The sequence below is a fragment of the Pseudomonas sp. SLBN-26 genome (assembly GCF_006715895.1).
In the GTDB taxonomy this organism is placed as follows: Bacteria; Pseudomonadota; Gammaproteobacteria; order Pseudomonadales; family Pseudomonadaceae; genus Metapseudomonas; species Metapseudomonas otitidis.
In genome coordinates, this window is record NZ_VFOB01000001.1 from 2970514 (window position 1) to 2997174 (window position 26661).

At 66.6% G+C, this 26661-nt stretch carries 25 protein-coding genes and 1 pseudogene; 16 read left to right on the forward strand and 10 right to left on the reverse strand.

Annotated elements, in window-relative coordinates:
- Window positions 1-766 precede the first annotated feature (766 nt).
- From ccoG to FBY21_RS30290, 6 genes and pseudogenes are all read left to right on the forward strand, one after another.
- Window positions 767-2176 (forward strand): cytochrome c oxidase accessory protein CcoG, encoded by a 1410-nt coding sequence (ccoG, locus tag FBY21_RS13620; RefSeq protein WP_044413121.1) that lies wholly within the window; start codon window positions 767-769, stop codon window positions 2174-2176.
- A gap of 78 nt (window positions 2177-2254) precedes the next feature.
- Window positions 2255-3664 carry a GntR family transcriptional regulator MpaR gene (gene mapR, locus FBY21_RS13625; protein ID WP_044413117.1) on the forward strand — a complete coding sequence of 470 codons (1410 nt, stop codon included), beginning with the start codon at window positions 2255-2257 and terminating at the stop codon, window positions 3662-3664.
- Window positions 3665-4091: 427 nt separating this feature from the next.
- The gene (locus FBY21_RS13630) at window positions 4092-4289 is read left to right on the forward strand and encodes a hypothetical protein (protein WP_044413114.1); all 198 of its coding nucleotides are present in this window, start codon (window positions 4092-4094) and stop codon (window positions 4287-4289) included.
- 153 nt (window positions 4290-4442) lie between these two features.
- Complete coding sequence (locus FBY21_RS13635; RefSeq protein ID WP_044413111.1) at window positions 4443-5915, forward strand: inorganic phosphate transporter; 1473 nt, start codon at window positions 4443-4445, stop codon at window positions 5913-5915.
- Window positions 5916-6143: 228 nt separating this feature from the next.
- Window positions 6144-7154 (forward strand): annotated as a pseudogene (locus FBY21_RS30285) (cache domain-containing protein); the annotation flags it as partial.
- A 90-nt stretch (window positions 7155-7244) separates the two neighbouring features.
- On the forward strand, window positions 7245-8009 hold the full coding sequence (locus FBY21_RS30290; protein WP_371321046.1) for a methyl-accepting chemotaxis protein: 765 nt from the start codon (window positions 7245-7247) through the stop codon (window positions 8007-8009).
- 25 nt (window positions 8010-8034) lie between these two features.
- Here the strand turns inward: FBY21_RS30290 and FBY21_RS29585 are convergent, their stop codons facing one another.
- The 3 genes from FBY21_RS29585 to purU are packed head-to-tail and all read right to left on the reverse strand — an operon-like array spanning window position 8035 to window position 9523.
- Window positions 8035-8211: a hypothetical protein gene (locus tag FBY21_RS29585; RefSeq protein ID WP_172432852.1), complete on the reverse strand. Its 177-nt coding sequence runs from the start codon at window positions 8209-8211 to the stop codon at window positions 8035-8037.
- Between the two features lie 10 nt (window positions 8212-8221).
- Window positions 8222-8641, reverse strand: coding sequence for a CBS domain-containing protein (locus FBY21_RS13645; protein ID WP_074971539.1), 420 nt, complete (start codon window positions 8639-8641; stop codon window positions 8222-8224).
- Window positions 8642-8671: 30 nt separating this feature from the next.
- Complete coding sequence (gene purU, locus FBY21_RS13650) at window positions 8672-9523, reverse strand: formyltetrahydrofolate deformylase (RefSeq protein ID WP_142011713.1); 852 nt, start codon at window positions 9521-9523, stop codon at window positions 8672-8674.
- A 301-nt stretch (window positions 9524-9824) separates the two neighbouring features.
- Here purU and mvaT point away from each other — a divergent pair, with 301 nt between their 5' ends.
- Window positions 9825-10202, forward strand: coding sequence for a histone-like nucleoid-structuring protein MvaT (gene mvaT, locus FBY21_RS13655; protein WP_044413100.1), 378 nt, complete (start codon window positions 9825-9827; stop codon window positions 10200-10202).
- Window positions 10203-10266: 64 nt separating this feature from the next.
- On the opposite strand, the gene sbcB is transcribed toward mvaT, so the two are convergent.
- Window positions 10267-11697 carry an exodeoxyribonuclease I gene (sbcB, locus tag FBY21_RS13660; protein ID WP_142011715.1) on the reverse strand — a complete coding sequence of 477 codons (1431 nt, stop codon included), beginning with the start codon at window positions 11695-11697 and terminating at the stop codon, window positions 10267-10269.
- 163 nt (window positions 11698-11860) lie between these two features.
- Between sbcB and FBY21_RS13665 the strand changes: the two genes are divergently transcribed.
- The 7 genes from FBY21_RS13665 (at window position 11861) to FBY21_RS13695 (ending at window position 19847) form a co-directional block, all read left to right on the forward strand.
- Entirely contained in the window at window positions 11861-12613 is a 753-nt protein-coding gene (locus FBY21_RS13665; RefSeq protein WP_142011717.1) for a hypothetical protein, read from the forward strand.
- A 94-nt stretch (window positions 12614-12707) separates the two neighbouring features.
- A complete protein-coding gene (locus tag FBY21_RS13670; protein ID WP_044413092.1) occupies window positions 12708-13445 on the forward strand; it encodes an RDD family protein in 738 nt (245 codons plus the stop codon).
- Entirely contained in the window at window positions 13442-14419 is a 978-nt protein-coding gene (locus tag FBY21_RS13675) for a stage II sporulation protein M (protein WP_142011719.1), read from the forward strand. The genes FBY21_RS13670 and FBY21_RS13675 overlap by 4 nt, the downstream gene beginning before the upstream one ends.
- Window positions 14406-16049 carry a DUF4129 domain-containing protein gene (locus FBY21_RS13680; RefSeq protein WP_142011721.1) on the forward strand — a complete coding sequence of 548 codons (1644 nt, stop codon included), beginning with the start codon at window positions 14406-14408 and terminating at the stop codon, window positions 16047-16049. The genes FBY21_RS13675 and FBY21_RS13680 overlap by 14 nt, the downstream gene beginning before the upstream one ends.
- Window positions 16046-17377, forward strand: coding sequence for a DUF4350 domain-containing protein (locus tag FBY21_RS13685; protein WP_142011723.1), 1332 nt, complete (start codon window positions 16046-16048; stop codon window positions 17375-17377). Before FBY21_RS13680 ends, FBY21_RS13685 begins: the two co-directional genes overlap by 4 nt.
- Entirely contained in the window at window positions 17374-18516 is a 1143-nt protein-coding gene (locus FBY21_RS13690) for an AAA family ATPase (protein WP_044413081.1), read from the forward strand. The genes FBY21_RS13685 and FBY21_RS13690 overlap by 4 nt, the downstream gene beginning before the upstream one ends.
- Window positions 18513-19847 carry a DUF58 domain-containing protein gene (locus FBY21_RS13695; RefSeq protein WP_074971544.1) on the forward strand — a complete coding sequence of 445 codons (1335 nt, stop codon included), beginning with the start codon at window positions 18513-18515 and terminating at the stop codon, window positions 19845-19847. Before FBY21_RS13690 ends, FBY21_RS13695 begins: the two co-directional genes overlap by 4 nt.
- A 15-nt stretch (window positions 19848-19862) precedes the next feature.
- Here the strand turns inward: FBY21_RS13695 and FBY21_RS13700 are convergent, their stop codons facing one another.
- Genes FBY21_RS13700 through FBY21_RS13710 form a run of 3 tightly spaced genes read right to left on the reverse strand, consistent with a single transcriptional unit; the run spans window position 19863 to window position 21104 of the window.
- Window positions 19863-20222 carry a PilZ domain-containing protein gene (locus FBY21_RS13700; RefSeq protein WP_044413075.1) on the reverse strand — a complete coding sequence of 120 codons (360 nt, stop codon included), beginning with the start codon at window positions 20220-20222 and terminating at the stop codon, window positions 19863-19865.
- A 58-nt stretch (window positions 20223-20280) separates the two neighbouring features.
- The gene (locus FBY21_RS13705) at window positions 20281-20706 is read right to left on the reverse strand and encodes a DUF4124 domain-containing protein (RefSeq protein ID WP_142011725.1); all 426 of its coding nucleotides are present in this window, start codon (window positions 20704-20706) and stop codon (window positions 20281-20283) included.
- Between the two features lie 29 nt (window positions 20707-20735).
- Window positions 20736-21104 carry a tetratricopeptide repeat protein gene (locus tag FBY21_RS13710; protein WP_142011727.1) on the reverse strand — a complete coding sequence of 123 codons (369 nt, stop codon included), beginning with the start codon at window positions 21102-21104 and terminating at the stop codon, window positions 20736-20738.
- Between the two features lie 168 nt (window positions 21105-21272).
- Here FBY21_RS13710 and FBY21_RS13715 point away from each other — a divergent pair, with 168 nt between their 5' ends.
- Both FBY21_RS13715 and pyk read left to right on the forward strand, forming a co-directional pair.
- Window positions 21273-22079, forward strand: a complete 807-nt coding sequence (locus FBY21_RS13715; RefSeq protein ID WP_074971547.1) for a tetratricopeptide repeat protein — start codon at window positions 21273-21275, stop codon at window positions 22077-22079.
- A gap of 96 nt (window positions 22080-22175) precedes the next feature.
- Complete coding sequence (gene pyk / locus FBY21_RS13720; RefSeq protein WP_044413065.1) at window positions 22176-23627, forward strand: pyruvate kinase; 1452 nt, start codon at window positions 22176-22178, stop codon at window positions 23625-23627.
- A 95-nt stretch (window positions 23628-23722) separates the two neighbouring features.
- On the opposite strand, the gene FBY21_RS13725 is transcribed toward pyk, so the two are convergent.
- From FBY21_RS13725 to FBY21_RS13735, 3 genes are read right to left on the reverse strand one after another with little or no spacing between them, the layout of a single operon-like run.
- Window positions 23723-24496 carry an enoyl-CoA hydratase gene (locus FBY21_RS13725; RefSeq protein WP_044413062.1) on the reverse strand — a complete coding sequence of 258 codons (774 nt, stop codon included), beginning with the start codon at window positions 24494-24496 and terminating at the stop codon, window positions 23723-23725.
- 24 nt (window positions 24497-24520) lie between these two features.
- A complete protein-coding gene (locus FBY21_RS13730) occupies window positions 24521-25462 on the reverse strand; it encodes an iron-sulfur-binding ferredoxin reductase (RefSeq protein ID WP_142011730.1) in 942 nt (313 codons plus the stop codon).
- Window positions 25455-26582 carry a sensor domain-containing diguanylate cyclase gene (locus FBY21_RS13735; RefSeq protein ID WP_142011732.1) on the reverse strand — a complete coding sequence of 376 codons (1128 nt, stop codon included), beginning with the start codon at window positions 26580-26582 and terminating at the stop codon, window positions 25455-25457. Before FBY21_RS13735 ends, FBY21_RS13730 begins: the two co-directional genes overlap by 8 nt.
- Window positions 26583-26661 lie beyond the last annotated feature (79 nt).

Genomic DNA, 26661 nt, shown 5'->3' on the forward strand with positions numbered 1-26661 from the left:
GGGTTGCCCTTGGGCGATTGAAATCGCCCCTACAGGTGTATGCCGGGTTGGTCGAGCGGGAGGTTTTTCGCGAATGAATTCGCTCCCACGGGGTGCCTGCGGTCAGGCGTAGGGGGGGATGGCGCTCTTTCCATCCACCAATGGCGCTTGCCGTGGCCCCGCAGGGTGGACCGATCAAGCGTGGTCCGTCCCATGCTTGGCACCTCTCGGTGTCGGGAGGGGCCTTTTTGGGGCAACGAGGTTGCCCTTGGGCGATTGAAATCGCCCCTACGGGTGTATGCCGGGTGGGGCGTGCGGGGGATTTCGCGAATGAATTCGCTCCCACGAGGTGCCAGCGGTCAGGCGTAGGGGGGATGGCGCTCTTTCCATCCACCAATGGCGTTTGCCGTGGCCCCGCACCTACGCCCCTCTCGGTGTCAGGAAGGGCCTTTGGGGCAACTGCGTTGCCCTAGGGCGATTGAAATCGCCCCTATAGGTGCATGCCGGGTGGGACGTGCGGGGGGCTTTCGCGAGTGAATTCGCTCCCATGGGGTGCCTGCGGTGGAGCGTCTGCCTGTGAGGCGCGTCGTCCGATCATCTGCACTGCGACCTATTGCCGCGATCCCGACAGGGCCTTCGCTCGCGCGGCCAGGAACCACGGGTTTCAAGGTCCAGGGGGTGCTGCGGGGTCATCTGATATGGTTTTTGACTGATTACCTGAATCTGTTTCCGGTATCAGCGCCTCCCTATAGTCCGCCTCGCCGTCATAGCCCAAAAGGCCTGAATCATGAGCGAGACCATCCCCGTCCGGCAGGTAGAGGTCGACCCAACGAGTCGCCCCGCTGCCACGTCCCTGTATGCCTCCAGTGCACCGATCCACACCCGCAGCTTCACCGGGCGTTTCCGCAACCTGCGCCGGTTGGGCGCGGGGCTGTTGTGCCTGTTGTTCTTCGGCACCCTCTGGCTCGACTGGGACGGCCGCCAGGCCGTGCTCTGGAGTCTGGAGGACAGCAAGTTCTACATCTTCGGTGCGACCTTCTGGCCGCAGGACTTCATCCTGCTGTCGGGGTTGCTGATCATCTGTGCCTTCGGGCTGTTCTTCATCACGGTGTTCGCCGGCCGGGTGTGGTGCGGCTACACCTGTCCGCAGAGCGTCTGGACCTGGATGTTCATGTGGGTGGAGCAACGCACCCAGGGTGACCGCAACCAGCGCATCAAGCTGGCCGCCGCGCCCTGGGGTGCAGAGAAGGTGGCGCGCAACGTGGCCAAGCACGGTCTGTGGCTGGCCATCAGCCTGGCCACGGCGGTGACCTTCGTCGGCTACTTCACGCCGGTGCGCGAACTGGCGATGAACCTGCTGACGCTGGAAGCCGGCGGGGTGGCGCTGTTCTGGGTGGTGTTCTTCACTGCGGCCACCTACATCAATGCCGGCTGGATGCGTGAGCAGGTGTGCATCCACATGTGCCCGTATTCGCGCTTCCAGAGTGTGATGTTCGACAAGGACACCCTGGTGATCTCCTACGACACCGCCCGGGGCGAGTCGCGCGGGGCGCGCAAGAAGGGGGTGGACCCGAAGAGCCAGGGCCTGGGCGATTGCATCGACTGCACGGTGTGCGTGCAGGTGTGCCCGACCGGCATCGACATCCGCGATGGCCTGCAGATCGCCTGCATCGGCTGTGCGGCCTGCGTGGACGCCTGCGATTCGGTGATGGAGAAGATGGGCTACGCCAAGGGCCTGGTGCGCTACAGCTCGGAACGCGAGCTGGAAGGCGGTACCACGCACCTGCTGCGTCCGCGCCTGGTGGGTTACGCCGCTGCGCTGGTGATCATGATCGGGGCCTTCGCCTGGTTGCTGGCGACGCGCTCGGAGGTGTCGCTGGATGTGATCAAGGACCGTGGCATGTTCCGCGAGAACGCCGCTGGGCAGATCGAGAACATCTACAACCTGAAGCTGATCAACAAGACCCAGCAGGACCTGCGCTACCGCCTGGAGCTGGCCGAGGGCGATGGCCTGGAGCTGGAAGCGCCGGCGCTGATCAAGGTGGAAGCCGGGGAGATCCTCGACCTGCCGGTGTCGGTGGCCCTGGTGGACGACGATGGCCGCAGCGGCCCCCGCGAGCTGGTGTTCCGCATCCGCGCGGTGGAGGGCGATGCCCAGGCCAGCGCCAGCAGCACCTTCGTCAGCCCGAGGCGCTGAGCCATGGAGCACGGCCGTGGCGGTAGCCGCACGCAGCGCTTAGAGTGGGCCTCCCCGGCCCACCTTCCCCAGGACAAGATGAAGCGCTACGAGAAATTCGCGGACGAGATCGCCGAACTGATCCGCACCGGCGTCCTGGCGCCGGGCCAGAAGGTGCCCTCGGTGCGGCATGCCAGCCGCACCTACGGGGTCAGTGCCTCCACGGTGTTCCAGGCGTACTACCTGCTGGAGAGCCGTGGGCTGATCATGGCCCGCGCGCGCTCCGGCTACTTCGTCTGCCAGCACGTCAAGCGTCCGCTGCAGGAGCCCCAGGTGAGCAGCCGCGAGGCGGCCACCACCGAGGTGGACGTGAGCGAGCTGGTGTTCTCGGTGCTCAGTTCGATCCGTGATCCGGATACGGTGCCCTTCGGCTCGGCCTTCCCCAGCCCGGACCTGTTCCCCCTGCAACGCCTGGCGCGCTCCATGGCCCATGCGGTGCGCGACATGGACCCGCGCTCCACCGTGGCCGACATGACGCCGGGCAACCACGGCCTGCGCCGGCAGATCGCGCTGCGCTACATGGTCGGCGGGCTGCCGCTGCCCATCGAGGAGTTGGTGATCACCAACGGCGCGCTGGAGGCGCTGAACCTCTGCCTGCAGGTGGTGACCCGGCCGGGCGACCTGGTGGCCATCGAGTCGCCGGCGTTCTACGCGAGCCTGCAGGTGCTGGAGCGGCTCAAGCTGAAGGCGGTGGAAATCCCCGTGCACCCGCGCGAGGGCATCGACCTGGAGGTGCTGGAGCGCAGCCTGGCCAGCCTGCCGATCAAGGCCTGCTGGTTCATGAGCAACTTCCACAACCCGCTCGGGGCGAGCCTGACCGAGGAACGCAAGAAGCACCTGGCGGGGCTGCTGGCCCGCTACCAGGTGCCGATGATCGAGGACGACGTGTACGCCGAGTTGTACTTCGGCCAGCACGCGCCCAAGCCGGTGAAGGCCTTCGACAGCGAAGGCCTGGTGATGCACTGCAGTTCGTTCTCCAAGAGCCTGGCGCCGGGCTACCGGGTCGGCTGGGTGGCGGGGGGGCGCTATGCCGGGGAGATCGAGCGGCTGAAGCTGATGACCAGCATCTCCGCCTCGGTGCCGGCCCAGGCGGCCATTGCCGACTACCTGCAGCACGGTGGCTACGACCGCCACCTGCGGCGCCTGCGCTATGCGCTGGAGAGCCAGCAGAACGCGATGCTGGCGGCGGTGGCCCGGCACCTGCCGGAGCAGACCGGGGTCAGCCGGCCCGACGGCGGTTACTTCCTCTGGCTGGAATTCCCCCGCCAGGTGGATGCGTTGCGGCTGTTCCAGCTGGCCCTGGCCCAGGGCATCAGCATCGCGCCGGGGCCGATCTTCTCCGCGACCCGCAGCTACGGGCATTGCGCCCGCCTCAACTACGGCCACCCCTGGACGCCCCGCAGCGAGCAGGCGGTGGAGACCCTCGGGCGCATCATCAAGTCCCTCTGAGCGCCCTTCCCCACGCCAATGGCCGGCTCATTCATTGACCTGAACTTTGCCGGCTTTTGTGTGTTCTATGCTTCAGGTTCGATACACAGTCGCTACGAAGTTGCCATGGCAGCGAAGTGCGGCGGTGTTTGAATCACGCGGGCGGCCCCATGTTCCGCCTGTGACGGTGTATGAACTTTTCACGCGAGCCTAGAGCTGGCGGCAAGTTTGCCTATATACTTCGCCCACCTCCCGATACGCATTGCGACCTCGCTGTAACACAGGCGCCATGCGGCCTGGGCGGATCACGAAGACAACCTCGAGGTTGCAACAGGATTGTGCAAGGCACGCACACTCCTCTTCCGGCGAAAGTTGCAAAGGGCATTCGACCCTTCATCACCGGAACTTGGATCAAGACCATTTCAACAGCACACAAGCGGATCATTACGTGACGAAAGACGAACTGCGCGCCGAACTCGAGCGCCAGGAGAAACGTTACAAGGATGTATATGGCGGGGAAGTCACCACCTACGCCGCCCAGCCGGACCCCGAACGCAAGCCCTGGCGCAAACGCCCCAACTACCTGGACCAGGCCTTCGAGCGCGAGCTCCAGAAGATGGAAAAAGAGCTCAAGCAATCGGACTGAAACGATTTTTAAACAAAGCCTGCGCAGCCCTCGCTTCTAGGGCTGCGCTGCCATGACGCACGGAACGATACGACCAATCGGCGGTCCGGAGCTGGGCGGGAAGCGGTTTTCTGGCATAATCCGCGCCCCCTAACCAGCCGTCATACAACCTTCATGTTCGATCTCTTCAGCGGGCTTGATGCCTGGCTGGTGCTGAGCCTGGTGCTCGCCCTGGCATTCGTCCTGACCTTCGAGTTCATCAACGGTTTCCATGACACCGCCAACGCGGTCGCCACGGTCATCTACACCAAGGCCATGTCGCCCTACCGGGCGGTGGTGCTCTCCGGCATCTTCAACTTCCTCGGCGTGCTGCTGGGTGGAGTCGGCGTGGCCTATGCCATCGTCCACCTGCTGCCGGTGGAGCTGCTCATCAACGTCAACACCGGCCACGGGCTGGCCATGGTGTTTTCGCTGCTGGCGGCGGCCATCACCTGGAACCTGGGCACCTGGTACTTCGGTATCCCGGCCTCCAGTTCCCACACCCTGATCGGTTCGATCCTCGGCGTCGGCCTGGCCAACGCGCTGATCTCCGACCTGCCCCTGGGCGAGGGCGTGAACTGGGGCAAGGCCATCGACATCGGCCTGTCGCTGATCTTCTCCCCGGCGGCCGGCTTCATGGTCGCAGCCCTGGTGCTGCTGAGCCTGAAGTGGCTGTATCCGCTGTCGAAGATGCACAAGACGCCGGAAACCCGCAAGGAACTGGACGACAAGAAGCACCCGCCGTTCTGGAACCGCCTGGTGCTGGTGCTCTCGGCCATGGCCGTGAGCTTCGTGCACGGCTCCAACGACGGCCAGAAGGGCATCGGCCTGATCATGCTGGTGCTGATCGGCATCGTTCCGGCCAAGTTCGTGCTGGACCTGAACAGCACCACTTACCAGATCGAGCGCACCCGCGACGCTGCCACTCACCTGAGCCAGTTCTACCAGCGCCACACCGACACCCTCGGTGAGATGCTGGCCCTCGGTAAAGCCAACGTGAGCGAGATGCCGCAGGCGTTCCGCTGCGAGCCGAAGCAGACCGAGGCGACCATCGCCGGCCTGCTGGGCAACCTGCAGGGCGTGCAGAGCTACGCCGACATGAGCGAGGAGAAGCGCGTCGAGACCCGCCGCTACCTGCTCTGCCTGGACGACACGGCTAAAAAGGTGGGCAAGCTGTCCGACCTGCCGGCCCGTGAGAAGGCCGACCTGGAGAAGCTGCGCAAGGACCTGACCGCCACCACCGAGTACGCCCCCTTCTGGGTGATCATCGCGGTGGCCCTGGCCCTGGGCATCGGCACCATGGTCGGCTGGAAGCGCGTGGTGCTCACCGTCGGCGAGAAGATCGGCAAGCAGGGCATGAGCTACGCCCAGGGCATGAGCGCGCAGATCACCGCCGCCATCGCCATCGGCATGGCCAACATCTACAGCCTGCCGGTCTCCACCACCCACGTGCTCTCCTCCGGCGTGGCCGGCACCATGGTCGCCAACAAGAGCGGCCTGCAGGGCGGCACCGTGCGCAACATCCTGATGGCCTGGGTGCTGACCCTGCCCACCTCGATGGCGCTCTCCGCCGGCCTATTCTGGCTGGCGACCACGCTGTTCGTCTGAGTCATCGGCTTCATCGAGAAAGGCGCCTGCGGGCGCCTTTTTCATGCCTGCTCGCCGGCCGGGGCGTCGCTGAATACCTGTGGAAAGTTCCGACATACAGGCATTTCGCCAGCCTCAAGCTTTAATGGGTAATGACCGACACAGTGGGGGACGCGACCACCAGAAGCCGCGCACTTGCCGCACTCGGCCCCCCGCCCCAACCGGACGCACGAAGCCATGACCAAGAATATGAAGTTCAGCCACAAGATCCTGCTCGCCGCCTCGCTGGTGGTGATCGCGGCCTTCTCGCTGTTCACCCTGTACAACGACTACCTGCAACGGAATGCGATCCGGGAAGACCTGGAGAGTTACCTGAAGGAAATGGGTAACGTCACCGCCGGCAACATCCAGAACTGGCTCTCCGGCCGGATCCTGATGGTGGAGAACCTGGCCCAGAACATTGCCCAGCACCCCGAGCCGGATGCAGTGGCCAAGCTGCTGGAGCAGAAGGCGCTGACCTCCACCTTCGCCTTCACCTACCTGGGCACCCAGGACGGTGCCTTCACCATGCGCCCGGACGAGGCGATGCCGGCCGGCTACGACCCCCGTCAGCGCCCCTGGTACAAGGACGCCATCGCCGCCGGTTCGACCACCCTGACCGAGCCCTACATCGATGCGGCGACCAAGGTGCTGATCATGACCATCGCCACGCCGGCGCCCGGCCAGGGCGTGGTGGGCGGCGACCTGAGCCTGGAAACCATGCAGCAGATCGTCAACTCGCTGGACTTCCAGGGCATGGGCTACGCCTTCCTGGTGAGCGAGGACGGCACCATCCTGGTCCACCCCAACAAGGACCTGGTGATGAAGAAGCTGGCGGAGGTCTACCCGACCAACACCCCGCGCATCAGCACCGACTTCACCGAGACGGAGCTGGACGGCAAGCCCAGCATCCTCACCTTCGCGCCCATCAAGGGGCTGCCGACGGTGAAGTGGTACATCGGCCTGTCCATCGACAAGGCCCAGGCCTTCTCGATGCTCAACGAGTTCCGCACCTCGGCCATCATCGTCATGGTGATCTCGGTGGTGATCATCATCCTCCTGCTGGGCATGCTGATCCGCTTCCTGATGCAGCCGCTGCTGCTGATGGGCCGCGCCATGAGCGACATCGCCCAGGGCGAAGGCGACCTGACCCGTCGGCTGGAGGTGCATTCCCAGGATGAGTTCGGCGAGCTGGCCCAGGCCTTCAACCGTTTCGTCGAGCGGATCCACGCCTCCATCCGCGAGGTCTCGGCCACCACGCGCCAGGTGAACGAGGTCGCCCAGCTGGTGCTGAACGCCTCGAACTCCTCCATGAGCAACTCCGACGAGCAGGCGCAGCGCACCAACAGCGTGGCAGCGGCGATCAACGAGCTGGGCGCAGCCGCCCAGGAGATCGCCCGCAACGCGGCGGATGCTTCCCACCAGGCCTCCGATGCCAAGGACCAGTCGGAAGACGGCCGCCAGGTGGTGGAGCAGACCATCAAGGCCATGAGCGACCTGTCGGCGAAGATCAGCACCTCCTGCGCCAACATCGAGGCCCTCAACGCCAAGACGGTGAACATCGGGCAGATCCTGGAGGTGATCAAGGGCATCTCCGAGCAGACCAACCTGCTGGCGCTGAACGCGGCCATCGAGGCCGCCCGCGCGGGCGAAGCCGGGCGCGGCTTCGCGGTGGTGGCGGACGAAGTGCGCAACCTGGCCCACCGTACCCAGGAGTCGGCGCAGGAGATCCAGAAAATGATCGAGGAGCTGCAGGTGGGCGCTCGCGAGGCGGTCAACACCATGACCGAGAGCCAGCGCTACAGCGAGGAGAGCGTGACCATCGCCAACCAGGCCGGCGAGCGCCTCTCCAGCGTGACCCTGCGCATCGGCGAGATCGACGGCATGAACCAGTCGGTGGCGACCGCAACGGAGGAGCAGACCTCGGTGGTGGAGTCCCTCAACGTGGACATCAACGAGATCAACATGCTCAACCAGGAAGGCGTGGAGAACCTGCAGGCGACCCTGCGTGCCTGTGCGGACCTGGAGCAGCAGGCCGCCCGCCTGAAGCACCTGGTGGACAGCTTCCGCATCTGAACCGTCCGGGCATGAAAAAGGCGCCTCAAGGCGCCTTTTTCGTGTCTTCCGCTTCGTCCTGGATCTGCTTCCAGAGGGCTTCGGCATCCGGGAAGTCGGTGCCGTCCTCCTCGTCCAGTGCCTCGGGGTCATAGCGCCGCACGCAGCCCTCGCCGAGGGTGGGCGGGGCTTTCGAGGTGGCGCGATCGAGCGGATCGGACATGGGGAGTCCCCTAGGCCAGGCGGCTGGCGTCGTGCTGGGCGAAGGCCTTGATCGCCCGCAGGGCATCACGGCGGCTGAGTACGCCCACCAGCACGCCCCGCTCCACCACCGGCAAGGCCTCACGCTGCTCACGCAGCAGGCGCTGGCAGACGTCGACCACGTCCTCGTCGGGGGAAACACTGTCCAGCTGCGCCTGCATGCACGCTCCCACCACACCGCCTACAGCATCGTAGTAGGCACCGGAGAGAATGCCGCGCAGGCAATCGGATTCGGACAGCATGCCCAGCAGGTGGCCCTGGGCGTCCACCACCGGGGCACCGCTCAGGCGGTGCTCCAGCAGGCGCTCGATGGCCAGGAACAGGTCGGTCTCCGGCCGGAAGGTCACCTGGTGGTGGGTCATGTAGTCACGAACCTGGACGGACTTGAGCATGGGATCGTTCCTTGTTCCGGCAGTGTGCGATCAGTCGAAGACGACGGTCTTGTTGTCGTGCACCAGCACGCGGTCTTCCAGGTGGTAGCGCAGGCCACGGGCCAGCACCAGCTTCTCCACGTCCTTGCCGAGACGGACCAGGTCTTCGATGTCGTCGCGGTGGCTGATGCGCACCACGTCCTGTTCGATGATCGGGCCGGCGTCCAGCTCTTCGGTGACGTAGTGGCAGGTGGCGCCGATCAGCTTCACGCCGCGCAGCGAAGCCTGGTGGTAAGGCTTGGCACCCACGAAGGAGGGCAGGAAGCTGTGGTGGATGTTGATCACCTGGTGGGCGTAGCGCTGGCACAGGTCCGGCGGGAGGATCTGCATGTAGCGCGCCAGCACCACGGTGTCGGCATCGTGTGCGTCGACCAGCCGGGACACCTCGGCGAAGGCCGGGGCCTTGTCCTTCGGGTCCACCGGTACGTGGAAGTAGGGGATGCCGTGCCATTCGACCATGCTGCGCAGGTCGTCATGGTTGGCGATGACGCAGGGAATCTCACAATCCAGCTCGCCGCTGTGCCAGCGGTGCAGCAGGTCGGCCAGGCAGTGGGACTCGCGGCTGGCCATCAGCACCACGCGCTTCTTCACCGCCGAATCGGTGATGCGCCAGGACATGGAGAACTCCCGGGCAATCGGCGCGAAGGCCTGGCGGAAACCGTCCAGGTCGAACGGCAGCGAGTCGGCGCGGATTTCATGCCGCATGAAGAACCAACCGCTCTGGTTGTCGGAGTGATGGCTTGCCTCGGTAATCCAACCGTTATAGGTGGCCAGGAAATTACTCACCTTGGCGACAATGCCGACGCCGTCCGGGCAGGCAATCACCAGACGAAATGTGCGCATGGGAAACTCCAGATACTTCGCAAAGGCGGCCATTCTAGCGGCACGCGGTGAAAACTTCAGCAGGCCCGAACACTTCATCCGACGTCCCGCGTGCCCCTGCCAGGGGCATGGGTATTAGCACGCGGGTCTTCAATTGGCGGGGAGTTGTTCATGCCAGTTACGTGCGAACAACTAACAGGCCCGCCTGCATTCATTGGTAAAAAATATTCGATTGATACTTTCCTGACATGTTTACTTGGTTTAGTGTCCTGACTATTATCCCTCCACATCATTCACACCTAATTCACCAAGGGACGCCGACATGTCGCTGATCAATGAATACCGCGCCACTGAAGAAGCCATCAAAGAACTCCAGGAGCGCCTGAAGAACCTGTCCCAGGACGACAAGCTGCAGAAAGAACTGGAATTCGAAGGCAAACTCCGCACCCTGATGGGCGAATACCAGAAGTCCCTGCGCGATATCATTGCCCTGCTCGACCCCGAGGCCAAAGCCGCCAAGCAACCGCGCGCTGCCAAGCCGGCCACTGGCACCAAGCGTGCCCGCAAGGTCAAGCAGTACAAGAACCCGAACACCGGCGAAGTCATCGAAACCAAAGGTGGCAACCACAAGACCCTGAAAGAGTGGAAAGCCAAGTGGGGCGCCGAAACCGTTGAAAGCTGGGCCACCCTGCTGGGCTGATTCAGTCGGTTTCAACAAAAACGCCAGCGGATGCTGGCGTTTTTTATTGCCTGTTCGAACAGGACTACAGCGAATAACGCTGACGCATTACTTCGGCATGGGCTTGCCAGGCATCAAGAATCGCCAACTGATCGGTTGACGCAGTTGCACGCAACTCCAGCACCGCTTCGGTGAATGCCGCCAAGGTATTGGGTGCTCCGTAATTGGGATGCATAAGCCGATTCCGACAGAACTCCTGCCAACGCGACTGCTCCTCCGCACTCAAAGTTTCCGGGAAGTTTCGCGCCCGGTAACGGAACAACAACTCCGGCAAGCGCGAATCATCGAATGGCCATACTTCCCGTGCCAGTCGCTGCGGATCGGCATTGCGCACCTGCTCGCACAGTCGACGATCACGATCCCCGAGGAAGCCGTCATAAAGTTGCTGCTCGGGATCTTCGCTGCCGGCAAAGGACTCTTCCGCATAAACCATTGCCAACTTGTCCTGCCAGTTCGCCTGTTGCCGTGCCAGTTCATCCGCCTTGGCCTGACAGGCGGCCAGATCGACGCCAATCCGCTCCCGATCCGCCGGCCTTAGTACGGAAAGCGGTGCCACCACAGGGCACTTGTTGATGTGCAGCAGTTTCAGCGGGACCGGTAGCTCGCCTTCGGCCAGGGCATCCCGTCGGGTATAGAGGCGCGCGCGCAAGGTCTCGGCGTCCAGATCCAGCAAGGGCGAAACCTCCACTTGCAGATCACAGACGATCAGGGCGTTGCGGTTGCGCGGGTGCCAGGCCAGCGGCAGCACCACGGCGAGGAAATGCCGCTCTGCCGAATAGCGGCCCGATACGTGGACCAGCGGCTGCATCAGGCGGATCTGCTCCATCACCTTGTGCTTGCTGCGCAACTGGAACAGGTAGTCGTACAGCTTGGGCTGGGCTTCGCGCACCCGGCGGGCCATGCCGATGGTGGCGCGCACGTCGGACAGCGCGTCGTGAGCCTGGCCATGGTCGATGCCGTTGGCAGCGGTCAGCCGCTCCAGGCGCAGGGTCACCCGCCCCTCCTCGGTGGGCCACTGCAGGCCTTCCGGCCGCAGGGCATAGGCCGTGCGCAGGGTATCGATCAGGTCCCAGCGGCTGTTGCCGCCCTGCCATTCCCGGGCATAGGGGTCGATGAAGTTGCGGTAGAAGCTGTAGCGGGTCACCTCGTCATCGAAGCGCAGGGTGTTGTAGCCCGCGCCGCAGGTGCCCGGGCGCGACAGCTCGGCATGCACCCGGTGGATGAAGGCCGCCTCGTCCAGCCCCTTGCCTTGCAGGGTCGACGGCAGGATGCCGGTCACCAGGCAGGCCGCCGGGTGGGGCAGGATGTCGTCGCTGACGCGGCAATACAGGTTCACCGGCTCGCCGACTTCGTTCAGGGCCTCGTCGGTGCGGATGCCGGCCACCTGGATGGCCCGGTCGCTACGCGGGTTGATGCCGGTGGTCTCGTAGTCGTACCAGAAGATGCTGGGGGTCACGCCGCCTCCTTGAATCCGGGCGCAGGGTCGCAGTGGGCCGGAAGTCTAACAGCCCCCTCCCAAGGCAAATCGCCAAATCGTGATGCAGCCGATTGCAATTGCCCGGACAACTCCAGAAACTCGCCCACCATTCATATCCAGGCCCAAGGCACAGGGAAGCGTCATGAGCGAACTCCAGCAGAACCCCTACTCCGCACCGCGCAGCGAGCTGGTAGAACGTCCGCCGGCCGACAACGTGCCCAGCATCGAAGACGCACTCGCCCGCGGCTATGACTTCCGCATCGGCGAACTCATCAGCGAAAGCTGGCAACGCATCCAGGGCCTGAAGGGCATGATGATCGGCGGCCTGCTGGTCTACTCGGTGGTCAGCCAGTTCGTCAGTTTCATCCTCGGCCTGGTGCTGGGGCTGTTCGTCGGCAGCGAGGGCATGCTGCTGGTGATCGGCCAGATGATCATCGGCATCATCGCCGGTGCCTGCGCCGCGCCGGTGATGGCCGGCCTGTACATGCTGGCCATGCGTCACGTGACCGGCCAACCGCTGAACTTCAACGAAGTCTTCGCCCACACCGGCAAGTTCGTCCCCCTGGCCATCCTCAGCCTGCTGATCCCGCTGATGGTCTATGCCGGCTTCCTGCTGCTGGTCATTCCCGGCATCTACCTTGGCATCGCCTATGCCCTGGCCATGCCGCTGGTGGTGGAGCGCGGCCTCTCGCCCTGGCAGGCGATGGAAGCTTCGCGGCGTGCCATCAGCCAGCGCTGGTTCAAGTGCTTCGGCCTGTTCACCCTGCTCGGCCTGATCGTCATGCTCAGCGCCCTGCCGCTGTTCATCGGCCTGGTCTGGACCCTGCCCATGTGCTTCGTGGTGGTGGCCCTGCTGTACCAGCGCATCTTCGGCATCCAGCAGTTCCCCCAGTAATTCGCGGAGCCTGGACCGATCCGCCGGCGCGGATCGGTTGCCTCGCCACCCCGTTGCTCGCTAGCATCGGCCACCCCCTCCACGCAGTCGGACCATGTCTTCTACGACCGGCAACAACAGCCCATACGGAAATGAGCAGGGTCTGACCGCTCCGCTGGACACCCGCTACCGCGTCGAGACGCCCGAAGGCATCGACCTGTTGCTGCGCCCCGCCAGCCTCCTGCCACGCGCCCTGGCGTTCTTCATCGACCTGCTGATCCGTGGCGGCATCCTGCTGGTGATGTTCGTGGTCCTCGCCCTGCTCGGCCAGTTCGGTATCGGCCTGGGGATGATCCTGCTGTTTCTGGTCAACTGGTGGTACATGGTGCTGTTCGAGGTGCTCAACCAGGGCCGTTCCCCCGGCAAGCAGGTCATGGGCCTGCGCGTGGTGCATGACGACGGCACCCCGGTGGGTTGGGCCTCCTCCCTGGTGCGCAACCTGCTGCGCTTCATCGACCTGCTGCCCTTCGGCTACACCCTCGGGCTGATCAGCAGCCTGCTCAACCCGGCCTTCAAGCGCCTGGGCGACATCGCCGCCGGGACCCTGGTGGTCTACCGCGAAGAGAAGGCCAGCCGCCCGAACCTGCCCGAGGCCACGCCCCTGCGCTCGCCGGTGCCCCTGAGCCTGGAGGAGCAGCGCGCCATCCTCGGCTTCGCCGAGCGCCAGGCCGGCCTCTCCAGCGGCCGCCGTGCCGAGCTGGCCGGCATCCTCGCCGCCCCCCTGGAAACACCGCCCGAACAGGCCGAAGCCACGCTCAACGGCATTGCCCGCGGCCTACTGGGAAGCCCATGAAACAGAGCCTCTTCGAACACCGCCACCAGGCCGGCTGGAACCGCTTCGCCGCCCAGCTCGACGCCCTGGAACGCGGCAAGGCCGACCCCGCCAGCTGCGAGACCTTCGCCGCGGAGTACCGCCACCTCTGCCAGCAGCTCTCCCTCGCCCAGGAGCGCGGCTACAGCAGCCACCTGATCGACCAGCTGCAGCACCTGGCCATGCGTGGCCACCAGCAGTTCTACCGCCACCGCAGCCACCTGGGTGCGCAGATCCTCGGCTTCATCCTCGGCGGCTTCCCGCGCCTGGTGCGCGAACAGTGGCGCAGCATCGCCGTGTCCAGCCTGCTGTTCTACGGCACCCTCATCCTCATGGGCGTGCTGGTGTATTGCTTCCCCGATCTGGTCTACAGCGTCGTCTCGCCGGAACAGGTCAGCGAGATGGATTCGATGTACGAGCCGGACGCCCACCGCATCGGCGCCAGCAAGCGCGACGCCAGCGACGACTGGATGATGTTCGGCCACTACATCATGAACAACATCGGCATCGGCTTTCAGACCTACGCCGGCGGCCTGCTGTTCGGGGTCGGCAGCCTGTTCTTCATCCTCTTCAACGGCCTGATGATCGGCGCCATCGCCGGCCACCTGACCCAGGCCGGCTACGGCGAGACCTTCTGGTCCTTCGTCATCGGCCACGGCGCCTTCGAACTCACCGCCATCACCTTCGCCGGCGCCGCCGGGCTGCAGCTCGGCTGGGCGCTGCTGGCACCCGGTCGCTACACCCGTGCCGAATCCCTTCGCCTGGCCGGTGCCCGCAGCGTGCGCCTGGTGGCCGGGGTGATCCTGATGCTGCTGATCGCCGCCTTCATCGAGGCCTACTGGTCCTCCATGACCTTCGCCACGCCCATGGTGAAGTACGTGGTCGGCAGCGGCCTGTGGATGCTGGTGGGCAGCTATTTCACCTTTGCCGGACGGGGTGGCCATGCGCCTGACTGACGCCTCCGTCGCCATCCGCCCACGCAGCGCCTGGGAGGCCATGGACCTGGGCGTCCTGCTGGCCCGCCGCCACGCCGGCCTGCTGATGGCCAGCTGGGCGCTGACCACCCTGCCGGTGTTCATCGTCATCAGCCTGCTGCTGTGGAAGTACTCCACCTGGGCCTTCATCGCCTTCTGGTGGCTCAAGCCGCTGTTCGAACGCCTGCCGCTGTACATCCTCTCCCGCGCCCTGTTCGGCGACACCCCGACCCTGCGCGAAGCGCTCAAGGCCTGGCCGACCCTGGCCAGGCGGCAGATCATCGCCAGCCTGACCTGGCGCCGCTTCAGCCCCACCCGCAGTTTCGACATGCCGGTCATGCAGCTCGAAGGCCTGTCCGGCATCCCACGCAGCCAGCGCCTGGCCGTGCTGGGCCAGCGCGACGCCGGCGGGGCCACCTGGCTGACCATCATCGGCATGCACCTGGAGTGGGCACTGTTCACCGGCTTCATCACCCTCCTCTACCTGATGCTGCCCCAGCAGCTGATCATCGACATGGACTGGCAGAAGCTGCTGCAAGCCCAGGAAGGTGACTGGGTCTGGATCGAGCACCTGTCCAACCTGTTCTACGCCTTCGTGCTGATCATCTGGGAGCCGGTCTACGTCGCCTGCGGCTTCACCCTCTACCTGAACCGCCGCACCCAGCTGGAAGCCTGGGACATCGAGCTGGTGTTCCGCCGCCTGCGCCAGCGCCTCACCGGTGTCGCCTACGCCCTGCTGCTGGGCCTGAGCGTCGGCCTGGCCTTCACCCTGCCTTCCGCCCCCGCTGTCGCAGAGGAGGCCACGGCCGAGTCGGTGCCCGACACGGCCACTGCCGGCGACAAGGCCGCCGCCAAGCCGGAAGAGAAGGTCGACCCGATGGGCCCCGATGCCGACCGCCTGCTCAACCAGCCCCTCACCAGCACCGCCTCCCGGGACAACATCAAGGCCATTCTCGACGCCCCGCCCTTCACCAACCGCGAGACGGTGACCCGCTGGCGCCTGCACGAGGACGAGAAGCCGGAGAAGAAGAAGGAAGAGCTGAGCCAGGAGGACAAGGACGCCTTCGAACGCTTCATCCGTGGCCTCATGGCCCTGGGGGACTTCTGGAAGTCCCTCGGTTTCCTCGCCAAGGTCATCGAGGTCCTGCTCTGGACCCTGGTCATCAGCCTGGTGTTGCTGCTGGTCTGGCGCTACCGCGAATGGCTCTCCACCTTCGTCGACCGGATCGGCCTGCCCGCCCGCATCCGCCGCGACACACCCACCCAGCTGTTCGGCCTGGAAGTGGCGCCCGAAAGCCTGCCCGACGATGTCGCCGCCGAAGCCGAACGCCTCTGGAGCGACCACCCCCGCGAAGCCCTCGGCCTGCTCTACCGCGCCCTGCTCAGCCGGCTGTTGCACGACTTCCGCCTACCCCTCAAGGGCTCCCACACCGAAGGCGAAGTACTGCAGCTGGTCCAGGCCCTGGAACGTGACGACCTCGGGCGCTTCGCCCAGGTGCTGACCCGCCACTGGCAGAACCTCGCCTACGGCCACCAGATGCCCCCGGAAACCCTCAAGCGCGGCCTCTGTGAAGGCTGGCGCCGACTGTTCGCCCAGGGGGCCAGCGCATGAGCCGTCGCGGCCAGTTCATCCTTGGCGCCCTTGCGTTCCTGATCATCGGGCTCATTGCCATCTACCTGCTCGGCCGCCTGGAGCCCTACGAGGAAACCCTCGAACTGGGCGCAGCCCCCGAGGCCCGCCAGGACGACTACCTGGCCGCCCAGTACTACCTCAAGCGCCAGGGCATCGAGGTCAGCCGGGCCGACAACCTCAGCGTGCTGGACACCCTGCCCGCCCCCGGCAACACCCTGCTGCTGATCGCCAGCCGCGAGAACATGACGCCTTCCCAGGCCGACCGCGTACTGGAATGGGCCAGCAAAGGCGGCCACCTGCTGTTCGTGGCCGAAGCCCTCTACGACGAGGAAACCGGCACCAGCGACGACCTGCTGCTCAACCGCCTCGGCATCCAGCAGTTCGACGCCGAGGAACTCGACGACGTCGACGAGGATGCGCCCGAGAGCGCAGCGGACGAGGAGCAGGCAACGGACAGCGAAGACGCTGACAGCGAGGCCGACAGCAACGAAGACGCCGACGCAGGCATCGACGAAGAGACCCAGCAGGCCGAAGCCCCCGCCGATGAACAGAACGCGGACGAGCAGCCGGAAGCGGATGGCGAGAACAGCAAGGAGCCCTACCCCGAGCTGACCAAGCTGTATCTGGAGAACGAAGACGCACCGGCCTACATCGACTTCGACACCCGCTTCCACCTGTACGACAGCGAAGACCGCGCCCACGCCTGGGCCAACAGCGACAAGGCCACCCACATGCTGCAGATGAACTACGGCAACGGCCTGGTCACCGTGCTCACCGACAGCTGGATCTGGCAGAACGACAACATTGCCGACCACGACAACGCCTGGCTGCTCTGGTACCTGACCCAGGACACCCACGCCACGCTGCTCTACAACGCCGACCGCGACGACCTGGCCAGCCTGCTCGGCCGCCACTTCCCCGAAGCCCTGGCCGCCCTCGCCCTGCTGGTGCTGCTCGGCCTGTGGCACGTCGGCCTGCGCCAGGGCCCGCAGATCGCCCCGGCGAACCGCGCGCGCCGGCAACTGGAAGAGCACCTGCGCGCCAGCGCCGACTTCCTCCTGCGCCGCAGCGGCAACCAGGTGCTGCTGCGCCACCTGCAGGGCGACATCCTGCGCCGCGCCCGTCGTCGTCACCCCGGTTTCGAACGCCTCGGCGTGGCCGAGCAGTGGCAGGTGCTCAGCCGCCTCAGCCGCCTGCCCCCCAGCGCCATCAGCCAGGCCATGCGGCCGCTGCCCAAGCAGCGCCTCAGCGCCTCCGAATTCACCCGCCAGGTCGCCCACCTGCAAAGCCTCAGGAATGCCCTATGAGCGAACAGAAGCCCGATCAGCCGATCACCGACGAAGCCGAAGGCCTCAACCTGGACCTCGCCGACGTGACCTCGGACGCCACCGCCACGCCCCAGCCCGCCCAACCGGCACCGGCTGCTGCCGCACCAGCGCCGACACCGGCCCCGCAGCCAGCGCCCGCACACACCACTGCCGCCAGCTCCCAGCGCCAGCGCGCCAGCCAGCTCGCCCAGGCCCTCCGCCAGGAACTGCAGAAAGCCGTGGTCGGCCAGCTGCAGGTCATCGACGACGTGCTCACCGCCCTGCTAGCCGGCGGCCACGTACTGGTGGAAGGCGTGCCCGGCCTCGGCAAGACCCTCCTGGTACGCGCCCTGGCGCGCTGCTTCGGCGGTGAGTTCTCGCGCATCCAGTTCACCCCCGACCTGATGCCCAGCGACGTCACCGGCCACGCCGTCTACGACATGCAGAGCGAGCAGTTCAAGCTGCGCAAGGGCCCGGTGTTCACCAACCTGCTGCTGGCGGACGAGATCAACCGCGCCCCCGCCAAGACCCAGGCCGCCCTGCTGGAAGTGATGCAGGAACGCCAGGTCACCCTGGAAGGCCGCGCCCTGGCCGTGCCCCAGCCGTTCCTGGTGATGGCCACCCAGAACCCCATCGAGCAGGAAGGCACCTACCCCCTGCCCGAGGCCGAGCTGGACCGCTTCATGCTCAAGCTGCGCATGGACTACCCCGAGGCCGGCGAAGAGCTTGCCCTGGTGCGCCAGGTCACCCGCTCCGCCCGTGCCGACATGCTGGAGGTGGCGCCCCTGCGCACCCTGCTGCAGGCCAAGGACGTCCAGGCCCTGCAACGCATCGCCAGCGAACTGCCGATCGACGACCAGGTGCTCGACTACGCCGTGCGCCTGGCCCGTGCCACCCGCAGTTGGCCGGGCCTGGCCATGGGTGCCGGCCCGCGCGCCTCCATCGCCCTGGTGCGTGGTGGCCGCGCCCGCGCCCTGCTGCGCGGCGGCGACTTCGTGCTCCCCGACGACATCAAGGCCTGCGCCCTGGCCGTGCTGCGCCACCGCGTGCGCCTGTCGCCCGAGCTGGACATCGAAGGCCGCTCCGTCGACGACGTCCTCCAGCAACTGCTCGACCAGGTGCCGGCACCCCGCCTATGAAGCCATCGCGCCTCCTGCTGGCCCTGCTGGGCGTCCTGCTGGCGCTCGGCATCGTGCTCGGCACCCTGGATGCCCTCAAGGTCGGTGCGCCGGCGCAGCTCCACCTCATCTGGTGGGGCCTGCTCGGCGCCCTGGGCTTCATCGCCGCGCTCGATGCCACCTGGCTCCGGCAACTGCCCTCGCCGCGCCTGGAGCGCCAGTTGCACGGCAACCTGTCCCTCGGCCGCTGGGGCGAAGTGCGCATGACCGTGCACCACCCCTACGCCCGCGAACTGGCACTGAAGGTGTTCGACCACGTGCCCGAAGGCATGGAGTTCGAGCACCTGCCCCAGGTGGTCGGCCTGCAGCCCGGCAACACCACCGAATTCGGCTACCGCGTCCGCCCGCTGGCCCGCGGCCGCTTCGTCTTCCCCCGCTGCGAGGTGGAGCTGCCCAGCCCGCTGGGGCTCTGGGGCCATCGCCGGCGCCTGGAGATGAGCGACGAAACCCGCGTCTACCCCGATTTCGCCCGCCTCTACGGCGCCCAGCTGATGGCGGTGGACGACTGGATCAGCCAGCTCGGCGTGCGCCAGCGCCCACGCCGTGGCCTGGGGCTGGAGTTCCACCAGCTGCGGGAATTCCGCGACGGCGACACCCTGCGGCAGATCGACTGGAAGGCCACCGCCCGCAAGCGCACGCCGATCGCCCGTGAGTACCAGGACGAGCGCGACCAGCAGATCGTCTTCATGCTCGACTGTGGCCGCCGCATGCGCAGCCAGGACGGCGACCTCTCGCACTTCGACCATGCCCTCAACGCCAGCCTGCTGCTCAGCTACGTGGCCCTGCGCCAGGGCGACGCGGTGGGTCTGTCGACCTTCGCCGGCACCGGCGCGGATCGCTACCTGGCACCGGTCAAGGGCCAGGCCCAGCTCTCGGTGCTGCTCAACGCGGTGTACGACCTGGAAAGCAGCCAGCGCCCCGCCGACTTCGCCACCGCCATCGACGCGCTGCTGGCCAAGCAACGCCGCCGCGCCCTGGTGGTGCTGGTGACCAACCTGCGTGACGAGGACGACGAGGAACTGCTGACGGCGGTGAAGCGCCTGGGCCGGCAACACCGTGTACTGGTGGCCAGCCTGCGCGAGGAAGTGCTCGACACCCTGCGTCACACGCCTGTGCAGCGCTACGAGGAAGCCCTCGGCTACTGCGGCACGGTGAGTTACCTCAACGCCCGCAACGGCCTGCACGAGCGGCTGGCCGCCCACGGTGTCCCGGTTCTGGATTGCCGCCCTTCCGAGCTCGGTCCCGAGCTGGTCAGCCGCTACCTGGCCTGGAAGAAGGCCGGCGTCTTCTGAGTCGCTCCGCCCCGATCAGGCGGAGGCGGCCAACGGGCGGAAGCTGAAGTAGTAGCGCAACGCCTCGACCAGCTCCGCGTACTCCGGCGGCGGCGCCACCAGCGAGAAGCCCGAGTCGTAGTTGCCGGGGTTCACATCCTCCCGGCTCCAGTGGCACGTGGCGTAGAAATCGATGAAGCGGATCTGCCCGTCATGCGCCGGGATCTTCAGGCGCATGTCGAAACGGGCCCCCACCAGCATGGGCAGCTGGCTGACGAGCATCAGGCCATCCAGGGACACATTGCCCAGATAACCCATGGGTTTGTCGGTGATGCGGTTGAACACCTTCAGGTAGTACGGCAGTTGATGGCGTTCGATATGGCGCTGGCTACGCATGATGGCGAATCGCTATTGATGGCCGTTCAGTATGGCCTCACTACTGCACCCAAACCAACTACCGCCCGCAACGCTCCTTGATTGCGTCGGTCAGTTTGCGACGAGCGGCGTCCACCTGCTCGGCGCTGTAGTACTGCCGTTCTCCCTTGGCATCGACGCTGAAATACTTGCCCTCGCGCTTGATCTGCGACAGCTGGGAACGCAGTTGCACGCACTGGCTCGCCCACTCGTTGCGGGCCTGGGCCTCCTTGCGGCGGGCCTCCTCCTTCTCCTGGCGACGCGCATCGAAGAATTGTTCAGTGCGCTGCAGACGCTCCCGGGTCGGCGCATCGTCATCCAGGGCCGGCGGGCGGACCTCGACTGGCTGCGCGCCCTCCTGCGGCTGCTCGCTAAAGTGCACCTGGCCGTTGGCATCCGTCCAGCGGTAGATCTCGGCCGACGCCAGGCTGGAGCAGGCCAGCAGGCAGAAAAGCAGGTGACGCATGGATTCTCCCTGTCCCGCCACGCCCGCCGTCAGAGGGGCGCCGCGCTCGGTTTGGCCGCGCTGCCCAGCTGGCCGATGCGCTCCAGGGTCTCGAGACGAGCCTTGGCGCGGAAGGCGTATTCACTGCTGGGGTAGCGGTTGATGATGAAATGGTAGGTCTGCGCCGCATCCACGAACAGGCTCTGGCGCTCCAGGCACTGGCCACGCAGCAGGGAAATCTCCGGCTGCATGTAGCTGCGCGAGCGGCTGCTGCGCTCGGCCATGGACAGCTCGAGCATCGCCTCCTCGCAATTGCCTTCGTCATAGGCCTGGTAGGCGTTGTTCAGGTGGCGGTCGAGGGACCAGCGGGTGCAGCCGGCAAGGCCGACCAGCAGGGCCAGGATGATGAACGTGCGCATTGGGGTGTCTCCTCCGTTGGCGAGTATATCGGCGCTCCCGGGGATTTCTGCAACGCCTTCCGGCGGCCGGGCACAACCTCCGATGGGACTTGCACGGCCCCGCAACGACGCCCCTGGCGGCGCTGCTAGACTCCCGCCGTCCGGCCCGAGAGCCCACCTGGAGCCCCCATGCGCCACCTCCGCCCTGCCCTGCTCGCCAGTTGCCTGCTCGCCTTATCCGCCTGCGCCCCCACCACCCCGTTGTTCATCGCCCAGATCACCACCAACGAAGTGGTGGAGCAGAAGGCCCTGAAGAACGCCCGCATGGCAGCGGCCGTGGAGGAAGAAGGCGACCTGCTCACCTACAGCGCCATGGCCATCCGCGACGGCACCAGCGCCAAGGCCGAAGCGCTGTACATGACTGGCTACCGCGACCGGCAGTTCACCCCCGAAGTCCGCGCCATCGCCCTCTACCAGATCGGCCTCATCTACATGAGCCGCTACAACGACCAGCGCGACGACACCCGGGCCCTCAACCTGTTCTACCAGGTCACCAACGAGTTCCCCGGCACCCACGCCGCCGAGCATGCCCAGGCGCGCATCCTGATGATCCAGAAACGCGCCGAAGCGCCCGTGCAGAAAACCGCCCGCGAGCTGCTGGCGGACTGGAAGCCCAGCCAGAACCTCGACCTCTACCAGCGCGACCTGGACCCCGACATGACGCTGCTGTCCCGCCGCGCCGTGCTCAAGGACCGGGTCGGCGAAGCCGAGCAGCTTTACGCCCTGGCCCTGATCGACGACCACGTGCAGCCGGACATCAAGGCCCGCGCCCTGTACCAGATGGCCCTGATGAACCTGGCGCCGGCCAATCCCCATGCCGACCGCCAGAAGGCCGTGGGCTACCTGCGCCGCCTGCTGGCCGAGTTCCCCGACGCCGAACAGGCTGAGCCTGCCGCCCGCCACCTGGACATGGCGCTGAACCCCGGCGTGAAGTGAAGCCGGGCACCCGCCGCGCGGGTAGTAGAAATGGAACGAGACTACAGCCGAAGGGCGGTGTAGCCTCGGGCTCTGCTTTGAAACTGGAGCCTTCGCATGTCCTTCCGCCGTACCAAGATAGTCGCCACCCTCGGCCCGGCCAGCAACTCACCCGAGGTGCTGGAGCAACTGATCATCGCCGGGATCGACGTCGCCCGCCTGAACTTCTCCCACGGCACCCCCGAAGAACACAAGGCACGCGCCCGCCTGGTGCGCGAGCTGGCGGCCAAGCACGGCCGCTTCGTCGCCCTGCTCGGCGACCTGCAAGGCCCGAAGATCCGCATCGCCAAGTTCGCCAACAAGCGCATCGAACTGGCCGAAGGCGACAAGTTCCGCTTCTCCGTCACCCACCCGCGTGACGCCGGCAGCCAGGACGTGGTCGGCATCGACTACCCGGACCTGATCAAGGACTGCGGCGTCGGTGACGAACTGCTGCTGGACGACGGCCGCGTGGTCATGCGCGTCGACGCCACCACCGCCGACGAACTGCACTGCACCGTACTGATCGGCGGCCCGCTGTCCGACCACAAGGGCATCAACCGTCGTGGCGGCGGCCTCACCGCCCCGGCCCTGACCGCCAAGGACAAGGCCGACATCAAGCTCGCCGCCGAAATGGAGCTGGACTACCTGGCCGTCTCCTTCCCCCGTGACGCCGCCGACATGGAACTGGCCCGCCGCCTGCGCGACGAAGCCGGTGGCAGCGCCTGGCTGGTGGCCAAGATCGAACGCGCCGAAGCCGTGGCCGACGACGAGGCACTCGACGGCCTGATCCGCGCCAGCGACGCCGTGATGGTGGCCCGTGGCGACCTCGGTGTGGAAATCGGCGACGCCGAGCTGGTGGGCATCCAGAAGAAGATCATCCTGCACGCCCGCCGCTACAACAAAGCCGTGATCACCGCGACCCAGATGATGGAGTCGATGATCCACAGCCCCATGCCGACCCGCGCGGAAGTCTCCGACGTAGCCAACGCCGTGCTCGACTACACGGACGCTGTGATGCTCTCCGCCGAGAGCGCCGCCGGCGAATACCCGGTGGAAGCGGTCAAGGCCATGGCCCGCGTCTGCGTCGGTGCCGAGAAGCACCCCACCAGCCAGAAATCCAGCCACCGCCTGGGCCACACCTTCAGCCGCTGCGACGAGAGCGTGGCCCTGGCGACCATGTACACCGCCAACCACTTCCCGGGCGTGAAGGCCATCATCTGCCTGACCGAAAGCGGCTACAGCCCGCTGATCATGTCGCGCATCCGCTCCTCGGTGCCGATCTTCGCCTTCTCCCCCCACCGCGCCACCCAGGCGCGCGTGGCGCTGTTCCGTGGCGTCTCCACCATCCCCTTCGACCCGGCCGCACTGCCGGCGGACAAGGTCAGCCAGGCTGCCGTGGACGAACTGCTCAAGCGCGGCGTCGTGCAGCAGGGCGACTGGGTCATCCTGACCAAGGGCGACAGCTACCACACCGTCGGCGGCACCAACACCATGAAGATCCTCCACGTCGGCGACCCGCTGGTGTAAGGCATCTGCAGCACGTGAAAAGGCCGCTCATCGAGCGGCCTTTTTTCATGCGCCGAAACGGGAGGGGTGGGCTGAAGCCCACCCTGCGGGACCACTCAGGCGAACTTGGAAAAATCGGGTTTGCGCCGCTGCATGAACGCCGACAGCGCCTCGATGGCCTCGGGCGTACGCAGGCGCTGACCGAACAGCTCGCCCTCTTCCATGATCACCCGGCGCAGTTCCTCACGGCCGGGTTCGCGCATCAGGCGCTTGCTCACCGCCACCGCCGAGGGCGCCAGTTGCTCGAAGCGCTGGGCCATCTCGCGGGCACGGGCCAGGGTCGCGGCGCCGTCCGCCAGGGCCTCGTTGGCGATGCCCCAGGCAGCCGCCTGCTCACCGGTGAAGGACTCGCCGAGCAACAGCAGCTCCGCCGCACGGGCGTGGCCGAGCAGGCGCGGCAGGATCAGGCTGGAGCCGTACTCCGGGCACAGCCCCAGGTTGACGAAGGGCATCTTCAGCTTGGCGTCGCGCGCCACGTAGACCAGGTCGCAATGCAGCAGCAGCGTGGTGCCGATGCCCACGGCCGGGCCACTCACGGCGGCCACCACCGGCTTGCTGAAATCGAACAGTGCCTTCATGAAGCGGAACACTTCGCTGTCCAGCCCGGACGGCGGCGCCTGGATGAAGTCGGCCACGTCGTTGCCGCTGGTGAAGCAGGTCTCGCTGCCGGTGATCAGCACCGCACGCACGCTGCGGTCCTCGTCGGCCGCGTCCAGCGCATCGGCCAGGGCGCCATACATGGCGCGGGTCAGGGCGTTCTTCTTGTCCTCGCGGTCCATGCGCAGGGTCAGCAGGCCCTGCTCGCGTTCCAGGTGGATGTGTTCGCTCATGGTGGGTCCTCGGCGGTGGCCGCCTCAGACGGAGCGGCTCAGGAATTCGTCGGCCAGCAGTTGGTTGCGGGGCAGGCCCGCGAGATAGAGCCGGCGGGCGAAGGCCTCGACCCGCTCCGGCCGCCCGCAGAGTAGGGCGACGGTTTGCCGGCTCACAAGCCGGATTTCGGCCAAAACAGCCTGCAGCTGCGCCACCGTCACCAGCTCGACCGTGACGTTGGCATGCTCGGCCGCCAGCGCGTGCAAGGGCTCCGCCAGGTAGTGGCCGGCCTCGTCATGGGCCACGTGAATGAGCCGGATGGGGCCGGCATGATGCTGGCGCAGCGCCTCCCGCAACACACCCCAGATCGGTGCCAACCCCGTGCCGGCGGCCAGCATCAGCAGCGGCCGGTCGTCCCAGGCCGGGTCGTAGTGCAGCGCACCGCCGCGAAGCTCGCCCAGGCGCAGCGCATCCCCGGGTACCAGGGCCCGGGCGGCATCGCAGAAGGCGCCCGGCGCACGGCAATCGATGTGGAACTCCAGCCAGGGCGTCTCCCCCGGCAGGCTGGCCAGCGAGTAGGGCCGGGCCACGCCCTCCCCCGTCCACAGCAGCAGGTGCTGGCCGGCGCTGTAGCGCAGCGGTCGTTGTGGTTCCAGGCGCAGGCGCAGCACCTCGCCCCCCAGCCAGTCACAGGCCGCGACCCGGGCCGGGATTCCATCGCGCTGGGGGTCGAACAGCTCCACCGCCAGGTCCTGCACCACCAGGCACTGGCAGGCCAGGCGCCATCCCAGTTCACGACGCTCGGCATCCAGCGCCTCCGGGCGCGCATCAGCCGGTTCGCCGGCGGTCACCCGCACCAGGCAGGCATGGCAGCTGCCGGCACGGCAACTGAACGGCACGCGGCAGCCACCGGCATTCAGGGCATCCAGCAGGTTGCTGGCGGGCGCCACGCTCCAGCGGCGCCCGGCGGCTTCGAGTTCAGGCACCCTGGATCTCCCATGCCGCATCGCAGCGGTTGCGGCCATTGCGCTTGGCCCGGTAGAGCGCCTGGTCGGCCCGCTGCAGGGCGTCGTCCAGGTCATCGTTGCAACCGATCAGGGTCATGCCGGCAGACAGGCTCAACGCCCCCACCTGCACCCCCACCGGCTCGGCGCTGGCGAAGGCCTCCCGCAGCCGCTCGCAGCAGCTGGTCAGGCGGTCGGCATCGCAGTCGGGCAACAGCAGCACGAACTCCTCGCCACCGTAGCGGGCCAGGAGATCGCCATCGCGCAGGCAGGCCCGCGCCACGGCCGCGAAAGTCTGCAGCACCCGGTCGCCGGCCGCGTGGCCATGCTGGTCATTGATGCGCTTGAAGTGGTCGAGGTCGATCAGCGCCAGGCCATGGAAGCGACCCGACAGCACGCCCTTCATCTCCCGCGCCGCCATGCGCAGGAAGTGCCGGCGGTTGAACAGCCCGGTGAGTTCGTCGGTGGCCACCAGGTCTTCCAGCTGGCGCATCATCCCGCGCAGCGTGTCCTGGTGGGCCTGCAGGGCGAAGCGCCGCTGACGCATGCGCTGGCGCATCGCCTGGACGTAGCTGGCGAACAGCCCCAGCCACACCAGCAGCACGAACAGCGCACACACCTGCAGCAGCGCCAAGGCCGGCGACTGCAGGCGCATCTGGTACGCCTCCAGCAGGTTCAGGCCGGCGAAGGCCGTCAGCCCGAAGCCCGCGCAGCGCAGGAATACCCGTGGCGGCAGCTGGAACACGCCGAACAGCAGGATCAGCACATACACCACCAGCAGTGCGCCCCGGGCCGGCCCCAGGTCGGCCATCAGCAGGGTGTGCCAGGTCATGGCCACGAGGATCTGCGCCTCGGTCAGGCTGGGGTCGGGGAAACGCAGGTTGCGGCCGCTGCGCAGGAGCGCGAAGAACACGAGTTGGGAAATGACGATGAGTCCGGTGAAGCCCAGCGCCACCCAGGGCGAGCGCTGGTAGAAACCGCCCAGCACCGCCAGCCAGAACAGCAGCAGCACGAGCGCATAGGTTGCCACTGCCATGCCGAAGCGCTTCAGCAGCAGGCTTTGCAGGCCCCGTTGGGTGGACCCTCGACTGGATGTGCTCATGGGCTCCGTCCCGTGCTGGCACGATGCCGCCACTCTACGCGCGTGAAAACGAAAAACCTAGGGGACGCAAGCGGTTCGC

What these genes read in the sequence shown, in the direction of transcription:
- ccoG (WP_044413121.1), top strand. Translation starts at nt 767, where the DNA reads ATGAGCGAGACCATCCCCGTCCGGCAGGTAGAGGTCGACCCAACGAGT.
- mapR (WP_044413117.1), top strand. Translation starts at nt 2,255, where the DNA reads ATGAAGCGCTACGAGAAATTCGCGGACGAGATCGCCGAACTGATCCGC.
- FBY21_RS13635 (WP_044413111.1), top strand. Translation starts at nt 4,443, where the DNA reads ATGTTCGATCTCTTCAGCGGGCTTGATGCCTGGCTGGTGCTGAGCCTG.
- FBY21_RS30290 (WP_371321046.1), top strand. Translation starts at nt 7,245, where the DNA reads ATGAGCAACTCCGACGAGCAGGCGCAGCGCACCAACAGCGTGGCAGCG.
- FBY21_RS29585 (WP_172432852.1), bottom strand. Translation starts at nt 8,211, where the DNA reads ATGTCCGATCCGCTCGATCGCGCCACCTCGAAAGCCCCGCCCACCCTC.
- FBY21_RS13645 (WP_074971539.1), bottom strand. Translation starts at nt 8,641, where the DNA reads ATGCTCAAGTCCGTCCAGGTTCGTGACTACATGACCCACCACCAGGTG.
- purU (WP_142011713.1), bottom strand. Translation starts at nt 9,523, where the DNA reads ATGCGCACATTTCGTCTGGTGATTGCCTGCCCGGACGGCGTCGGCATT.
- mvaT (WP_044413100.1), top strand. Translation starts at nt 9,825, where the DNA reads ATGTCGCTGATCAATGAATACCGCGCCACTGAAGAAGCCATCAAAGAA.
- FBY21_RS13665 (WP_142011717.1), top strand. Translation starts at nt 11,861, where the DNA reads ATGAGCGAACTCCAGCAGAACCCCTACTCCGCACCGCGCAGCGAGCTG.
- FBY21_RS13670 (WP_044413092.1), top strand. Translation starts at nt 12,708, where the DNA reads ATGTCTTCTACGACCGGCAACAACAGCCCATACGGAAATGAGCAGGGT.
- FBY21_RS13675 (WP_142011719.1), top strand. Translation starts at nt 13,442, where the DNA reads ATGAAACAGAGCCTCTTCGAACACCGCCACCAGGCCGGCTGGAACCGC.
- FBY21_RS13680 (WP_142011721.1), top strand. Translation starts at nt 14,406, where the DNA reads ATGCGCCTGACTGACGCCTCCGTCGCCATCCGCCCACGCAGCGCCTGG.
- FBY21_RS13685 (WP_142011723.1), top strand. Translation starts at nt 16,046, where the DNA reads ATGAGCCGTCGCGGCCAGTTCATCCTTGGCGCCCTTGCGTTCCTGATC.
- FBY21_RS13690 (WP_044413081.1), top strand. Translation starts at nt 17,374, where the DNA reads ATGAGCGAACAGAAGCCCGATCAGCCGATCACCGACGAAGCCGAAGGC.
- FBY21_RS13695 (WP_074971544.1), top strand. Translation starts at nt 18,513, where the DNA reads ATGAAGCCATCGCGCCTCCTGCTGGCCCTGCTGGGCGTCCTGCTGGCG.
- FBY21_RS13700 (WP_044413075.1), bottom strand. Translation starts at nt 20,222, where the DNA reads ATGCGTAGCCAGCGCCATATCGAACGCCATCAACTGCCGTACTACCTG.
- FBY21_RS13705 (WP_142011725.1), bottom strand. Translation starts at nt 20,706, where the DNA reads ATGCGTCACCTGCTTTTCTGCCTGCTGGCCTGCTCCAGCCTGGCGTCG.
- FBY21_RS13710 (WP_142011727.1), bottom strand. Translation starts at nt 21,104, where the DNA reads ATGCGCACGTTCATCATCCTGGCCCTGCTGGTCGGCCTTGCCGGCTGC.
- FBY21_RS13715 (WP_074971547.1), top strand. Translation starts at nt 21,273, where the DNA reads ATGCGCCACCTCCGCCCTGCCCTGCTCGCCAGTTGCCTGCTCGCCTTA.
- pyk (WP_044413065.1), top strand. Translation starts at nt 22,176, where the DNA reads ATGTCCTTCCGCCGTACCAAGATAGTCGCCACCCTCGGCCCGGCCAGC.
- FBY21_RS13725 (WP_044413062.1), bottom strand. Translation starts at nt 24,496, where the DNA reads ATGAGCGAACACATCCACCTGGAACGCGAGCAGGGCCTGCTGACCCTG.
- FBY21_RS13735 (WP_142011732.1), bottom strand. Translation starts at nt 26,582, where the DNA reads ATGAGCACATCCAGTCGAGGGTCCACCCAACGGGGCCTGCAAAGCCTG.